This is a genomic window from Nocardioides panacis (genome assembly GCF_019039255.1).
Classification (GTDB): Bacteria; Actinomycetota; Actinomycetes; order Propionibacteriales; family Nocardioidaceae; genus Nocardioides_B; species Nocardioides_B panacis.
Window position 1 is genome coordinate 2,187,900 of sequence record NZ_CP077062.1, and the last position, 14,887, is coordinate 2,202,786.

Annotated in this window: 13 protein-coding genes and 1 pseudogene; 6 read left to right on the top strand and 8 right to left on the bottom strand. The window is 68.7% G+C overall.

What is annotated here, in order from left to right; translation table 11 throughout:
* Positions 1 to 820: 820 nt before the first annotated feature.
* Together KRR39_RS10635 and KRR39_RS10640 are read right to left on the bottom strand one after the other, a co-directional pair.
* A complete protein-coding gene (locus tag KRR39_RS10635; protein ID WP_216941992.1) occupies positions 821 to 2,098 on the bottom strand; it encodes an MFS transporter in 1,278 nt (425 codons plus the stop codon).
* The gene (locus KRR39_RS10640; protein ID WP_216941993.1) at positions 2,095 to 2,523 is read right to left on the bottom strand and encodes a MarR family winged helix-turn-helix transcriptional regulator; all 429 of its coding nucleotides are present in this window, start codon (positions 2,521 to 2,523) and stop codon (positions 2,095 to 2,097) included. The genes KRR39_RS10635 and KRR39_RS10640 overlap by 4 nt, the downstream gene beginning before the upstream one ends.
* 84 nt (positions 2,524 to 2,607) lie before the next feature.
* Here KRR39_RS10640 and KRR39_RS10645 point away from each other — a divergent pair.
* The 5 genes and pseudogenes from KRR39_RS10645 to KRR39_RS10660 form a co-directional block, all read left to right on the top strand.
* Positions 2,608 to 3,453: pseudogene (locus tag KRR39_RS10645) on the top strand (NAD(P)/FAD-dependent oxidoreductase); the annotation flags it as partial.
* Positions 3,428 to 3,838 (top strand): oxidoreductase C-terminal domain-containing protein, encoded by a 411-nt coding sequence (locus KRR39_RS26080; protein ID WP_367303735.1) that lies wholly within the window; start codon positions 3,428 to 3,430, stop codon positions 3,836 to 3,838. The pseudogene KRR39_RS10645 and the gene KRR39_RS26080, both read left to right, overlap by 26 nt.
* 274 nt (positions 3,839 to 4,112) lie before the next feature.
* Positions 4,113 to 4,385, top strand: coding sequence for a hypothetical protein (locus tag KRR39_RS10650; RefSeq protein WP_216941995.1), 273 nt, complete (start codon positions 4,113 to 4,115; stop codon positions 4,383 to 4,385).
* On the top strand, positions 4,382 to 5,266 hold the full coding sequence (locus tag KRR39_RS10655) for an NAD(P)-dependent oxidoreductase (RefSeq protein WP_216941996.1): 885 nt from the start codon (positions 4,382 to 4,384) through the stop codon (positions 5,264 to 5,266). The genes KRR39_RS10650 and KRR39_RS10655 overlap by 4 nt, the downstream gene beginning before the upstream one ends.
* Positions 5,263 to 5,997 carry a class II aldolase/adducin family protein gene (locus KRR39_RS10660; RefSeq protein ID WP_216941997.1) on the top strand — a complete coding sequence of 245 codons (735 nt, stop codon included), beginning with the start codon at positions 5,263 to 5,265 and terminating at the stop codon, positions 5,995 to 5,997. Before KRR39_RS10655 ends, KRR39_RS10660 begins: the two co-directional genes overlap by 4 nt.
* Before the next feature lie 67 nt (positions 5,998 to 6,064).
* Here KRR39_RS10660 and KRR39_RS10665 read toward each other — a convergent pair whose 3' ends face one another.
* The 4 genes from KRR39_RS10665 to KRR39_RS10680 all read right to left on the bottom strand — a co-directional run bounded on the left by KRR39_RS10665 (position 6,065) and on the right by KRR39_RS10680 (position 11,461).
* Positions 6,065 to 7,687, bottom strand: coding sequence for an FAD-dependent monooxygenase (locus tag KRR39_RS10665; protein WP_216941998.1), 1,623 nt, complete (start codon positions 7,685 to 7,687; stop codon positions 6,065 to 6,067).
* Positions 7,684 to 8,403, bottom strand: coding sequence for a class II aldolase/adducin family protein (locus KRR39_RS10670; protein ID WP_254185715.1), 720 nt, complete (start codon positions 8,401 to 8,403; stop codon positions 7,684 to 7,686). The genes KRR39_RS10665 and KRR39_RS10670 overlap by 4 nt, the downstream gene beginning before the upstream one ends.
* 133 nt (positions 8,404 to 8,536) lie before the next feature.
* Positions 8,537 to 9,670 (bottom strand): ABC transporter ATP-binding protein, encoded by a 1,134-nt coding sequence (locus KRR39_RS10675; protein ID WP_216942000.1) that lies wholly within the window; start codon positions 9,668 to 9,670, stop codon positions 8,537 to 8,539.
* 39 nt (positions 9,671 to 9,709) lie between these two features.
* Entirely contained in the window at positions 9,710 to 11,461 is a 1,752-nt protein-coding gene (locus tag KRR39_RS10680; RefSeq protein WP_216942001.1) for an ABC transporter permease, read from the bottom strand.
* A gap of 295 nt (positions 11,462 to 11,756) precedes the next feature.
* Here KRR39_RS10680 and KRR39_RS10685 point away from each other — a divergent pair, with 295 nt between their 5' ends.
* On the top strand, positions 11,757 to 12,500 hold the full coding sequence (locus KRR39_RS10685) for a FadR/GntR family transcriptional regulator (RefSeq protein WP_216942002.1): 744 nt from the start codon (positions 11,757 to 11,759) through the stop codon (positions 12,498 to 12,500).
* 18 nt (positions 12,501 to 12,518) lie between these two features.
* Here KRR39_RS10685 and KRR39_RS10690 read toward each other — a convergent pair whose 3' ends face one another.
* A complete protein-coding gene (locus KRR39_RS10690) occupies positions 12,519 to 13,667 on the bottom strand; it encodes an MFS transporter (RefSeq protein WP_216942003.1) in 1,149 nt (382 codons plus the stop codon).
* Positions 13,668 to 13,747: 80 nt separating this feature from the next.
* Positions 13,748 to 14,860, bottom strand: a complete 1,113-nt coding sequence (locus tag KRR39_RS10695; RefSeq protein ID WP_216942004.1) for an ABC transporter substrate-binding protein — start codon at positions 14,858 to 14,860, stop codon at positions 13,748 to 13,750.
* Positions 14,861 to 14,887: the final 27 nt, after the last annotated feature.

Here is a 14,887-nt window from a genome sequence, read left to right on the forward strand (position 1 = left end):
CATCGCGAAGGACATCGTCGTGCTGCCTACCCACAAGGGTGGCGCGGTGCCTGGCACAGCGTGGCACCGACGACGCCGACGCCGACGCAGTCAGCGCAGGAAGTGCGGACACCGCGGCCGCCACACCCACCAGAGCAGCGATCGTGCGGCTGCGTCGAAACCGTTGGAACAAGCGCATGTGCGCGCCCCCTGCGAGATCCGCCCCCCCACGGGGGAGTCTCATCCCCGTGGCAGACCAGGGCCATGCCTGCATCGGGGGGTCGGTGCCGTGCACACGGCACTGTGTGGCCGGTCTCGCTACTCACCGACGCGTTCGCGCATTCAGGGGCGGCTTCCCGTCAAGGATCAGCTCAGCAAGGCACGGCCATGGCGGACCTGGACCAAGACGCCCTGGCCGTCGGCGTGCTTAAGGGCCTCCACGCCACGTCAGTACAACGCCCAGTCCCCCGCCTCGAGACGTCGATGAACGTGTAGAGGGACGCGGCAACCGGGGATAGCGGAACACGTTGCCCGCCCCATCGAAAGTCAGCACGAGCACCTCGCCAACACTCGATCGGCTCGCCTAAGGCGTGGGCCCTTCCGCAGGGTGTCGCGTCCGCGCGGTCGAACGCAGAGCACATCCATTCGCGATCGTGCAGATCGCGTTCCCGCTACACCGTCTTTCCGCTGCCTTCGCCTCGCATCCGGAACGCGACACCACCTTTGGCGGCGGGAAACCTTTCTTGTGGACGCACCGCCGCTTCTCGGCGGCCCGGTCCCGGCTCAACGACATCAACCTGTTCGCCGTGACCCGGACTCCGAGCGGGGAAGCACTCACGGCCTACGCCGCGGAGCTGTGGCATTCGCCATCTTCAGACATATTGCTGGCGCCACGCTCGGCCGCGGACAGCCGCTCAGGCACCGCCCGGGCGAGGTAGCGCCAGGTCACCAGTGCGGCCCCCAGCGAGATCGCCGCGCCGATGCGGATGGCGACCCGGGCCCCGTGGGCCTCCGACATCCACCCGATGAGCGGCCCACTGACCGGCGAGGTGCCGTTGATCGCCATGATCAGCAGCGAGACCATCCGTCCGCGGACCGCGGCGTCCGACTCCAGCTGCACGAGGGAGGTCGCCAGCGCTCGGAAGGTCGTGGCGACGGCGCCGAGGACGAACATCGCCACCAGCGCCAGTCCGGTCGAGGGAGCCAGTGACACGAGCCCCAGCACGACGGCGAACACCGTCCCCGCGGCGAGGAACGTGCGCGGCACCGCCACCAGGATCCCGGCCAGCGACAAGCTGCCGACGACGGCACCGGCACCCATCGCGGCGAAGAAGTACCCGATCATCGCTGCATCCGAGGAGAACTCCCGAGCCAGCAACGGCACGGCGGTGTTCCACTCGTAGGCGACCAGTCCGGTGACGGTCATCAGCAGCAGGGTCGCCGCGATCACGGGGGTACGCCGCGCGTAGGCGACTCCCGAGCGCAGAGCCCCGCGTTCCTTCGGGCGGATGTCTCGCGGCCTGATCTCGTCGGCCCGGATCCGGGTCAAGGCCATGACCATGACGAGGAATGAGAGGACGTTGAAGAGGAATGTGGCCGCGACTCCCACGGAGCTGATTGCGATCCCCGCCGCCGCCGGCCCCAGGATCTTCCCGGCGTTGAACATGGTGGCGTTGAGCGTCACCGCGTTGGTGACGTCCTCGGTCGGCACGACATCGGCGGCAAAGGTGTGGCGCACCGGCTTGTCGAACGCCTCGACGACGCCGATCACTATGGCGAGCAGCATGATCACGGGCACCGTGGCCCGATCGACCAGCACCAGGAGGCCCATCGCCGCTGCCGGGACCGCCGCCGCCCAGTTGGTCCAGAGCAGCATCCGGCGGCGATCGATGCGGTCGGCGATGATCCCGGCCCAGGGCGTCAGCAACAGCGTCGGTGCCTGCTGCAGCCCGACGGTGACGCCCAGCAGCGTCCCGGACCCGGTGAGGTCGAGGATCAGCCACGCCTGGGCGACCTTCTGTGCCCAGGTGCCGACGGTCGAGACGATCTGACCGGTGAAGTAGAGCCGGTAGGCGCGATGGCGCAGGGACCGGAAGGTCGTCGACACGTAGCGGCTCATCGGGGGGCGCCGAGCTTGGCCAGCGCGCTGACGGCGTCGAACAGGCGGTCCTGATCATCGGAGTCGAGCGTCTCCACCCGGTCCCGGAGGTAGTCGTTGGAGCGCTCGGCGAGGTGGGCCAGCAGGGTACGCCCGGCCTCGGTGATGGAGACGATTCCGCTGCGGGCGTCGAGGTCGTCGACGGAGCGCGAGGCCAGCCCCTTGGCTTCCAACGTGGCGACCAGCCGGGTGACGGTCGACTTGCCGATCTGCTCCCGCCGGCCGAGCTCCCCGAGCCGGAAGGGACCGTGACGGTCCAGCGCGAACAGCGCCGAGTACTGCGACGGGGTGATCTCACCCGACCCCGCGCTCTTGCGCAGCTTGCGCTCCAGCCGGATGACCGCCAGGCGCAGCGCGTCGACCTCTTCGGGGCTGTGGGATGCCATGGTCCGATAGTACGCGATGCGTACTATCAACGTCGTTCGTACACTCCTATGGTTCAATGGTATGACCATACTGAGGAGGGTGACATGGCGGATGCGGGATTCCTGATCGTCGGAGCCAGCCAGGCTGGCGCACAGCTGGCTACCTCGCTGCGGGAGTTCGGGGCGACCTGCCCGATCACCCTCGTCGGCGCGGAGGAGCATCTCCCCTACCAGCGGCCGCCGCTGTCGAAGGCCTACCTGTCCGGGAAGGTCGAGGCCGACTCGCTCTTGCTGCGCTCGGCGGCCTACTACGCCGAGCAGGGCATCGACGTGGTGACCGGCGAGTGGATCGAGGACATCGACCTCGCCGCGAACGGTGGCCGTGCGACCAGCGCCAGCGGACGCACCTTCGACTTCGACGGTCTCGCCCTCACGGTCGGCGGCACCCCACGGCGTCTCCCCGTCCCCGGCGCGGACCTGGGCAACGTCTTCTACCTGCGTGACCTCGCAGACGCTGCGGCGCTCCGGACTGCGCTCGGGGCCGCTCAGCGCGTCGTCGTGGTCGGTGGCGGCTTCGTCGGACTCGAAGCCGCCGCGGTCGCCAACGACCTCGGCAAGGACGTCATCGTCGTGGAGGCCCTCGACCGGCTCATGGCACGCGTCGTCGCCCCGGTGGTCTCGCAGTTCTACCTGCAGGCGCACGAAAGCCGCGGCGTTCGTGTCCTGCTCGACACCGGTGTCGTCGGCCTCTCCGGCACCGGCACGGTCTCGTCCGTCGAGCTCTCCGACGGATCCAGCCTGGCCGCCGACATTGTCCTGGTCGGCATCGGCCTGGTCGCGCACACCACCCTGGCCGAGCAGCTCGGCCTCGAAGTCGCTGGCGGCATCGTCATCGACGCACACGCCCGCACCAGCCGGCCTGCCGTTGTCGCCGCTGGCGACTGCACTGCGCTCCGCTCGGAGGACGGCCCGCTGCGCATCGAGTCGGTCGCCAACGCGATCGCCCAGGGGCGCGCCGCCGCAGCCACGCTCGCCGGGGTCCACGACCCCCCTGTCCGCGGTTCCGTGGTTCTGGTCCGACCAAGGCGACATCAAGCTCCAGATCGCCGGTCTCAGCTCCGGATACGACGACGTCGTGCTGCGCGGCGACCCGGAGAGCCAGCAGTTCTCCGCGCTCTACTACCGGGAGGGCCGGCTCATCGCCATCGACGCGATCAACGCGCCCCGCGACTACATGGCCGTCCGGAGGATTCTCGAGGGTGACGGCTCCGTGCCCCGCGAGGTCGCCGCGGACGTCAGCGTCCAGCTCAAGACCCTCGTTCCCGCCCGCGCCTGACCGGGGGCCCGGCGACCTCCCGTGCGTCTTCGCGCTCGACCTGGACACCGCCCGCCCGGACTACACCCTGCTCCGGTCGGTCGCCGAGGAGCCGTGCCCGTCGCCGAGCTCGATGCACCGCGCTGTTCGTGCACTCGACGCCGACGTCGCGGGGGCACTCGACCGGACCACGAGCTCGCGTGGGACCGCCGACTGGTCGTCATCGACGGCATCGCCGTCACGCTCCTCGACCGATGACCCCGATCCTCTGCCCACCGACCAAGGAGGCTGCCGCATGAGTGGCGATCACCCACCCGTCGAACCGCGTGCTCAGTTCGTCTACCACCACTGGATGGAGAGCACCGGCGGCCCGATCCACACCCCGCCCCTCCAGCTCCACGACTACAGCGAGCAGGCCGTCAACGCCAACGACCAAATCGAGTACACCGCCGAGGAGCCCGCGATCCGCGCGATGTTCGAGCGCGAGCTCGCCGCGCGAGGACTGACCTCGCTGATGAGCGACGAGCTGTATGCCGCTGCTCCGACCAAGAAGGAAGTACGAGCATGAGTGTTGGACTGATCGGGCTCGGGGCCATGGGGTTACCGATGTCGAGGAACATGGTGCTCCGCGGGCACACGGTCGTCGGCTACGACGTCGCGGCAGAGCGCCTGGCCGCGGCCGCCGATGTCGGCGTCGAGCCTGCCGGGTCGCTCGCCGAGCTGATGGACGCATGTGACGTCGTGCTGGCCTGCCTGCCGACCGACGAGTCGATGGTCGCGCTGGGGCACGACGCGGTGCCGCACATCCGGGCCGGCCACTTGCTGGTCGTCACCGGCACGCACAGCCTCGCGGTCATGTCGACCCTGGACCGGCTGTTCCGCGCCGCCGGGGCGAGCGTCGTCGACGCCCCCGTCGTCTTCGGTGGCACCAACACCGCCAACGGCACGCTCGTCTCGCTTCTGGGCGGCACCGAGACCGATGTCGAGCGGGCCCGGCCCGTCGTCATGGGCTACAGCAAGGACGCCGAGCACGTCGGTCCCCTGGGCGCCGGGCAGGTCGCCAAGGCCTGCAACAACTACCTGCACTGGGTGCACTCGGTCTCGAACTTCGAGGCTCTCGCGCTGGCCAAGCGCTACGGGGTGGACGCCGAGAAGATGCGCCAGGTCCTGATGAAGTCGCCGGGCGACAACGGCACCCTGCGTAACTTCGACCGATACCGGTTCACCTGGCACGAGAAGGACATGGACCTGGTCCTCGACCTCGCGCAGGACGGCGGGCTGATGCTGCCGATGGCCGCCCAGACCGATCAGCTGGTCAAGTCGATCACCCAGGGCGAGGTCATCAGGTTGCTCGGCGACGAGTCGTGCGTATACCTCGGTCAGACGGTCACCGCGCGCGCGGCCGGTGGCGTCGGAGACCTGGATGCGCTTCCGAGAGCGAGACGATGACGACCCCCACGGACGTAGCCATCACGGAGGCGACGCTGCGCCGCGACGTAGCAGCCTGCAGCCGGCTCCTCGTCGCCGAGGACATCCTCAACTACAGCGGCCACGTCAGCGCCCGCCTTCCGGGCCGCGACGCGTTCCTCATCCAGCGAACCCACGACGTCCGCGCGTTCCTCGACCCCGAGCGCCTGCTCGTCGTCGACTTCGACGGCGTCGTCGAGGAGGGCGACGGGAAGCCGCCGTCGGAGCGGTTCATCCACGCCGAGATCTACAAGGCCCGGCAGGAGGCGCAGTCGGTGGCCCACTTCCACCACGACCCCACGACGATCTTCGCCGCCGTCCCGACCTTCCCGCTGGTGCCGGTGAAGAACCACTTCGCACGCTGGGTCGGCGGGATCCCGGTCCACCGCGACTCCTCCCACATCGACAACCCGGAGAAGGGTCGACAGGTGGTCGAGACGCTGGCCGACCGGGATGCGCTGCTGCTGCGCGGCCATGGCCAGGTGCTGCTCGCCGAGAGCGTGCGCGCGGTCTTCATCGACGCCGTCCATCTCGTCGAGAACGCCGGCGCGCTGACGCTGGCCGCGCAGCTGGCAACCGTCGAGCCTCTCAGCCAGGCCGAGCTGGACCACTTCCTGGAGACCTTCGACCGCCCGAAACACGTCGAGAAGCTGTGGAAGTACTACGCGCAGGTGGCGGCAGCCCGTGGCGTGATCCCCGCGGAGTGGATCTGACGCTCTACCCAGACGGGCATCGGGAGCGGGCGACGGAGGGTCCGTCACCCGCTCGTTCAGGTCGCGTTCAGTCGGCTGGGCCGTGGCCGGTGGCGCGTGCCGCCAGCCCGGCCGTGTCGGCCGGGACGGCCTGTCCACGCCACACGACGTGCAGATCGGGTCGCAGCAGGAAACGTGTCCGCCCCTCGAGCACCGCGGTCGCCTCGGTGTCGAGCCGGTACGTCGCGAGCGGCGCGCCGAGTCGCGCGAACTCCCCCGCCAACGCCTCGTCCGCGGGTGTCAGCGCGTCCGTGTGCAGCAGCGTGTACTGCCGGCCGAGGTCGTCCTGGAGCGGACTCCCGTCCCGCAGCCACACGTGCGGGAACCGTGCGCCCGGCCACGTGGAGGGCGTGTAGGCGAACGCGTCGGCGTCCGGCTTCTCCCCCGCCTCCTCAACGACGAGGGGTGAGCCGTCGTAGCGGTACCCGCACTCGATGCCGAGCAGCTCGTTGCTGATCCGGTGCGCCTCGTCGGCGACCTCGACGAGGCGCGCCCGGGCGGCGGCTCCCTCGGGGGTGTCCTGCGCCATCACCGGCTCGTACAGGTCACGCCACCTGCGGCGGCCGACGGTGGCCTTGGTCGAGGAAGCGACGTTGCGAGCACCGACGAGGCGGCGCTCGGTGTCGTAGGAGGCGAGCAGGTGCGGGCCACCCCAGCCGTGGATGGTGCCGGCCAGCTTCCAGGCGAGATCGACCGCGTCGCCGGCACCCGTGTTCATGCCCAGGCCGCCGGTCGGGATGACCAGGTGTGCCGAGTCACCGGCGAGGAACACCCGGCCGGCGCGATAGGTGTCTGCGACCATCAGCCGTTGGGTCCACGTGCCGACGTAGAGCGTCTCGAAGTCGATCGGCACTCCCGCGATCTCCTCGAAGAGTGCAGGCATCTCCTCAGCCTCGACGGTCGCGTGCAGGGAGAAGTGCTTGGTGTCGTCCTGGACGATCAGGAAGGTGTGGCGATCGTCGGCGAAGTGGTAGTGCCGCCCCTTGCCCACCTTGATCCGCTCGAACAGGTCGTCGCAGCGGAACAGCGCCTGGCGCATCTCCAGGCGCGACTCACCGCGCAGCTCGACGCCGAGCTGACGCCGTACCGTGCTCGAACCGCCGTCGCAGCCGACCAGGTAGTCGGCCTCGACCTCCCGCATGCCGTCGGCGGCGCGGACCTGCGCGACGACGCGGTCGCCGCGCTCCTGGAACCCGACCAGCTCGTTCCCGAAGGAGACCGTCACGCCCGACAGGTTCTCGGCGACGTCCTTGAGCACGGGCTCCAGGGTGTACTGCGAGATGAGCTGGTACGGCTCGAGCGGCAGCGACCCGTCGTTGGTCGCCCTGCCGCGCGCCTTGAGCTCGTTGACGGACGGATAGGGGTGGTGCAGCAACGGGGGGTGCTGGAGCGTGGTCGTACAGATGAAGACGTCCATCGGGAGGTCGTTGTCGAGGCCCGCCGACCGGATCCGGTCCGCGATACCCGCCCGGCGGAAGTTCTCCATGGTGCGCGCGTTGCAGCGCTCCATCTTCGGCAGCTTCCCCAAGGTCGCCCGCTTGTCGATGAGCTCGCACGTGATGCCCTGCTGCCCGAGCTCGACGGCGAGGGTCAGGCCGACCGGACCGCCGCCGACGATGAGGACCCGGGGGCGGCTGACGCCCCCGCTCACGCTGTCGCCCGCGCGAGGTCCTGGTAGTAGCGCCACATGGCCAGCGCACCCGCCTTGCCGCCGGCCGACCCGAGCTTCCGGCCCGGGTCGTCCATCTTCGAGATCTCGTCGGCCTCGGCAGCGGTGATGGTGCGCGGGGAGCCGATCAGGCGGGCGCTGTAGTTCATGTCGGCGACCTCCTTGAGCTGCAGGGTGCGCACTGCCGCCTCCTCGATGCTGTCGGCGACGACGGCGACGCCGTGGCCGCGCATCAGGACGGCGTTGCGGTCGCCGACGAACTCGGCGAAGTCCTGGCCGCGCGCGTCGTCCCGGATGGTCAGGCTGGAGTCGTAGACCGGCAGGCCCTCGACGGCCAGGGCGGCACCGCGGCCGTACGCGCCGTAGATCGGCTGCACGTCGAAGCCGCACGTGGTCAGCAGCACGGCTGACTGCGGGTGCATGTGGATCACCGACTGCACGTCGGGGCGCAGCTTGTAGAGCCAGGTGTGCAAGAAGCTCTCGCTCGGCGGGCGCAGGCCGTCGCGGCCCTCGATGAGCTCGACGTCGAGGCTGACCCGGATGATGTCGCTCGCGTCGGTGAACCGCAGACCGACCTCGTCGCGGCCCTTGCCACGGATCAGCATCGCGTCGCCGTCACGGACACTGACGTGCCCGAAGGTGGCATGCGTGGCATCTAGCACCCCGAGGACGCGACAGGTTGTTGCGAGGCGTTCCATCAGTTCTGGATCCACGAACTTCTCCTCACGCGTGGGCAGGCGTGCAGTGATTGACGTCAGGCATGACGGGACCGATCCACCGCGCACCCGGGCGGGCGATGCTCGGCCCCGGCCCGACAACGGGCCCTGGTGCTCAGCCGATCGGGACCAGCGCGAGCTTGTCGGCGGGCAGCTTCACGAACACCTTCGTGCCGGCCTCCAGCGAGAGGTTGGGCAGCGACCGCACCCGGATCTCGAGCTTGCCCACGTTGACGAGGTGGTCGACCGCGTCGCCGAGGAAGGCACGGGTTCCGACAGTGCCCTCCAGGACGTTCTGCAGGTCCGCCGGGCGCTCGGTGCAGAGCTGGATCGCCTCGGGACGGATGGAGACGGAGATCTCCGTGCCTGCCGGCACCGACGCCCCGAACGCCAGGTGGAGCTGGCCCTCAGTCGTGTTCACGACGTAGTTCTCGCCGCTCTGGCTGAGGACGTGACCGAGGATGAAGTTGGAGCTGCCGATGAACTCGGCGACGAATTTGCTGTTCGGGTTCTCGTAGATATCGCGCGGCTTCCCCAGCTGCACCACCTCTCCGGCCCGCATGACCGCGATGTTCGAGGACAGGGACAGTGCCTCGATCTGGTCGTGGGTGACGTAGATGGAGGTGATGCCGAGGTCGCGCTGGAGGCGCTTGAGCTCGTAGCGCAGCGACTCGCGTAGCTTGGCGTCGAGGTTGGACAGCGGCTCATCGAGGAGCAGGAGCTCCGGCTCGATGACGAGCGCACGGGCCAGGGCCAGACGCTGCTGCTGACCGCCGGAGAGCTTGGTGGCCTGCCGCTCGGCGTACTGACGCAGCTCCATGACCTCGAGCACACGCTGCACCCGCTCCTCGATGTCGGCCTTGCTCAGGCGCTCGCTGCGCGGCTTGACCTGGAGCGGGAACGCGACGTTGTCGAAGACGCTCATGTGCGGCCAGATGGCGTAGGACTGGAAGACCATGCCGAGGCCACGGCGGTTGGCCGCGAGGTTGATCGGCTTGGCCTTGCCGCCCGCGGCGAACAGCGTGCGTCCCTTGACCTCGATGCGGCCGCTGTCGGGCCGCTCGAGGCCCGCGATGGAGCGCAGGGTGGTCGTCTTGCCGCAACCTGAGGGACCCAGCAGGGTGAACATCTCACCCTGCTGGACGCTGAGGTTGACGTTGTTGACCGCGAAGACCTTGGCGCCCTGCGAGCCGCCCTTGCGGGCCTTCTCACCGGGGTACGACTTGACGAGGTTGCTGATGTCCAGCATGAAAATGGGTCCTTATCTCTTTATGCGAAGACTCGAGGGTCAGTCCTGCTGGAGGCCGACCTTGGCCCCGAGCTTGTAGGCGATGGAGACAAGCACCATCAAGATGACGACCATGAAGACGCCGAGGGCGGCGAGGGTCGTGAACTTGCCGTTCTCGAACTGCTCCCAGATCAGGATCGAGAGGAGCTCGTTGCCGGAGCTGTAGAGGAGGATCGAGCTCGAGAGCTCGCGGAACGACACGACGAAGATGTAGATCCAGCCGGCCAGCAGGCCCGGCATGAGCAGCGGGAGCAGCACGCGTCGGAAGATCTGCCACCAGGTGGCGCCGCTGACGGCGGCCGACTCCTCGAGCTCGGTCGAGATCTGCTGCATCGAGGTCACGGCGTATCGCATGCCGTAGGGCATGTAGCGGGTGCAGTACGCGATCAGGAGAATCCAGATCGTGCCGTAGATCGCGATCGGGACGCGTAGGTAGACGAACTGCAGGGACAGACCGAGCACCAGCCCGGGGATGACCAGCGGCGCGAAGGACAGCAGGTCGAGGATCTTGCGTCCTGGGATGTTGGAGCGGACCACGATCCAGGCCGCGATGGCCATGAACAGCATGACCAGGGTCGCCGATCCCACACCGAGGAGCAGCGAGTTCTTCAGCGCGGTGGTCGCCTTCGACATGTGCATCAGGTCGATGTAGTTGTCGAAGTTCATGGACTTGAACGCCGCCACCGAGGGCTTCTGGTAGTAGGGCAGCAGCGACGTGTAGACGAGCAGCAGGAGCGGCAGGATCACGGTGAAGACGAAGTAGCCGATGATCGCGCCGCCGGCGACCGGGCGCCACTTGCCCAGCTCGATCGGCCGGGGCCGGAAGCCCTTCCCGGTCACGGTCTGGTAGGCCTTGGCGCCCTTGCTGAGCAGATGCTCGACGAGCATGCCCAGTGCAGCGATCGCGAGGAGGCCCAGCGCGAGTGCCCCGGCACCGTTGAAGTCCTGCGGATACGTCCGCAGCATGAAGTAGATCTTGCTGGTGAAGACGTAGATGCCGTTCTGGAGCCCCAGCAGGGCCGGCACCTCGAAGCTCTCCAGCGAACGGACCATCATGATCAGCACGCTGGCCGCGATGGCCGGACGCAGGAGGGGGACCGTGATCCGGCGGATGACCGTGAGCCGGCTGGCGCCGGACATCAGAGCCGACTCCTCGAGCGAAGGGTCCTGGGCGCGAAAAGCGGCCACCATGAAGAGGAAGGTGATCGGCGAGAGGTGCAGGCCCTCGACCCAGACCATCCCCCAGACCGTGTAGATGTTGACCACGGAGCGACCGAAGAGCGGCTCGAGCACGAAGTTGACCAGGCCGATGTCAGGGCTCGCCAGGAAGATCCACGCGACGGTGTAGAGGATGCCCGGGATCACCAACGGGATGATCGACGCGGCGAAGAAGAGTCCCTTGAACGGCACGTCGGTCCTGACGTTGAGGAACGCCAAGCCGGTGCCGACGACGAGAGACAGGACCGCGGACCCGACCGCGAACCAGATCGAGTTGCGCATCATCTCGAGCGCGTTGTCGTCGGTGTAGGCCCGCTCGAACCCGCCCAGGGTGAAGGCATTGGTCGTGCTGTCGAGGAAGGTGCCCTGGATCAGGAACCACAGCGGCACGATCGCGAGGTAGGCCACCACCACCGCCACGACACCAAGAATCAGGACCTTGGGCGTGGGGATGAATCGACGTCGCGAGGCGGCCGGCGCTCCCTCATCGGTGGAGCGAGGGGTCGGCGTCGGCGTGACGGTCACGATGCTCACATCGCCTCCATTGTCAGTTGGGCCCGAAGGACGTGTGCGGGTGACATGCGAAAGCTCCTCGAAGCTACGGCCGGCTCTGGAATAACGGTAAGACCATTAGCACAACATGTGTAGCACATCACACCCACGATGAGAAGTCCGTCACGCCCGATCAGCTGCCCATCCGGCGATTCGTGGGAAAAAGTTACCTTCCGACGCACTGGAGCCGCGGGACACTCCCCGTGAGGCCGCGAGCCGCTATACATTGAACCGTTAGACCATTCTGGCCGACCCGCAATGTCTCGAGGTAGAACCCATGACCGACGTACGGAGCACGGAAGCCGACCTGTTCAAGCGGGTCACCGTCGACCGGGTGTCACAGGTCATCGTCGACCAGATCAAGCTGCTGGTCCGCGAGGGCAAGCTCTCCAACGGAGACCGCCTGCCCAGCGAGCGCGACCTGTGCCAGCGCTTCGGGGTCAGCCGTGTGACGGTCCGCGAGGCCCTGCGGGTGCTCGAGGCCGGCGGCCTGATCCAGATCCGTGTCGGCGCACGTGGCGGCGCCTTCGTGGCCTCCCCCACCAAGGAGCGGCTCGGCGAGGGCCTGGCCGATCTGATGACGCTCTCCCCCCTCACCCCTGCCGACGTCACCGAGGCCCGGACCGTCATCGAGGTCGGGATCCTGCCGTTCGTCGTCGAGCGGGCCACCGAGGCCGACATCGCCAGCCTGCGCCAGATGGTCGAAGAGGGCTACGACGCCCTGCGCCGCAAGGCCTACACGATGAACCTCTCGGCGGCCTTCCACGTCGGCGTCGCGGAGTGCGCGCACAACCCGGCGATCGAGATGCTCGTGCAGAGCTTCCACGGCCCGATGCTGCTCTCGCTGCGCCAGGCCCAGCTGGTCGCGCCCGCCATGGGGCGACGTGGCACGGAGGAGCACGCGGCCCTGGTCGACGCCATCGAGGAGCGCGACGTCGAGGCCGCGATCAAGGTGATGACGACGCACCTCGGTCGCACCGCCGGCCTGGTCCGTGACCTCGACCCCGGCCAGCAGGTCTGATCCCTCCTCGGGCGGCCCTCACGACGAGGGCTTGACCCAGCGTCCGAACGGCGCGGCCATCAGCGCGCCCGTCACCATCATGGCGGCACCGATCGGGACGACGGCCACGAGGCCGGCCGTGACGAGCGGTGCGACGAAGAGCGAGGCCGCCCGCCAGACACCGGTCGCGGCGATCGCCTCGCCCCGCTCCTCCTGGTGGACCGCGTCGCTGGCCAGCGCGGGACCGAGGGTCTGCAACGCCCCGGCAGCGACTCCCGAGACGGCCAGGGCCGCGCCTGACAGCACGCTCGAGCCGGCGACCCAGCCCATGACGGCCATCGAGGCGCCGGTCACGGGCGTGCTCAGGCGCATCACGCGCAGCGCGCCAGCGTCCTGGTCCACGTGCCGGACGAGCCAGGCGCCGAGGATGGCCGACGCGTTGGCCGTGGCGACCAGGACCCCGACCGTCAGCGATCCGTGCCCGGCCTGGACGAGCGCGATCGCGACGTACGAGCCGAGCAGCCCACGCCAGGCACCGGCCGTCACACCTGCGTAGCAGGCCTCCCAGACACCCGGGCGCGCCCACATCCGCCCCGGCCGCCGGTTCGGGATCCTCTTGAACGGCGGGAGCCGATCGAGGCGGAAGGTCGGGAACAGCGCCAGGACGGCGACGACCGCCGAGGCGAGCAGCGCGACCCGCGCGTCGTCGCCGATCAGGAGACCCGCCACGACCGGTCCCGCGAGCAGGCCGAGGTTCCCGATCAGGTTGACCGAGGCGAGCGCCGCGATCGAGGAGCCGTCGCCACGGACGACGTGGGTCTGGCTGCCGGTCCAGAAGTAGGCACGGGCCACACCCTGCAGGAGCTGCGCGGCCACGAACACGGCCACGTGGCTGCTGATCACGACCAGGACGCACGAGGTCGCGAGCACCCAGCACGCGACCGCGATGATCACCCAGTCGGAGACGCGGCGCATGACGGAGCCCAGCACCATGCGGCTGGTCATCTGCGAGACCGCCGAGATCGCCGCGAGCAGACCGACCGCGACCGGCCCGTAGCCCACGGCGATCGCCTGCAGAGGCAGCGCGACGGAGGCGGCGCCCAGCGCGAAGGAGAAGGCCGCGTTGGCCGTCGCCACCCAGGCCCCATCCGCCTGGAACCGCGACTGCCGGCTCGACGACCGGGTCATGGGGTGATCCCTTCGAGGTGGGGGACGTAGCTGCGCCCCGGCTCGCTGCAGCGAGCCGGGGCGCGGGAGGGATCAGACGATCACTTGTCGCTGACCTTGCCGCCTTCGAGGATGTCGGCGTACAGGTCGTCCCACTTCTTGGCGTTGTTGAGCATCTCGTCCTCGTCGACCTCGATGGTCTCCAGGCCCGCCAGCGGGTCGTCCGCGCCCGGCACCGAGCCGATGCGGTAGGCGTCGGCGATGTCCTTCTGGCCGTCGGTCAGCAGGTAGTCCGTGAACAGCATCGCCGCCGCCGGGTGCTTCGCCGTGCCGAGCAGGCCGGCACCGTTCGGCCGGATCACGATCGGCTGGGCGGGCGGGTTGGCGTCGGTGCGCCACGCGATCGGGCGGCCCTCCTCCGTGCCCTCCTGGACCGAGTGGGTGTACATCGAGAGCCCGGCGGCGAACTCGCCGGCGGAGAGCAGCTCGGCCTGGACGGTGTGACCCTTGACGATCTTGGCGTTGGCGGCGATCTTCTTGAAGAGGTCGGTCACCTCCTGCTCGCTCTTGCCCTGCTTGAGGTAGTAGTTGAACATCGCGGAGAACCAGTCGACGTCTCCGACCTCCATCGAGATCTTGCCCTTCCACTTCGGGTCGGCGAACTGCTCGAGCGAGGTCGGGATGTCGGCACCCTTGACCTTGTCGGTGTTGTAGGCGATGGCGAAGGCGTTGAACCGGTCGGCGGTCCAGGTCTCCTTCTGCCCCTCGGGGCGCACCGCGTCCCGGTACTCACCCTTGTAGGGGTAGAAGAGTCCCTCCTGGCCGATGACGTTCAGCTCACCGGAGTTGGTCTCGATCAGGTCGGCGCCCGCGAAGCCGGCCTTCGACTCCTGCAGGATCCGCTGGAGGACGGACTCGGAGTTGCCGCGGTAGACGTTGACGTCGATGTCGTACTTGTCCATGAAGCCGTCGACGATGGCGTCCATGTCGGTGTTGGAGGTGTAGAGCGAGACCTCACCCTCGTCCTGCGCGGCCTTGAGCAGTCCGTCGGCCCGCTCCTGGCCGGTCATGCCGTTGAACTTGTCGAAGACCGCCTTGGCATGGCTGTCGACCTTCTCCTTGGCACCGGCGCCCGAACTGGCGGTGGGGCTTCCGCAAGCGCTGAGGACGACCGCCATCACGGCGGCCGGGATGATCAGGGCCTTCTTCTTCATGGTTTCTCCCAGAGCTGTTCGCCAAGG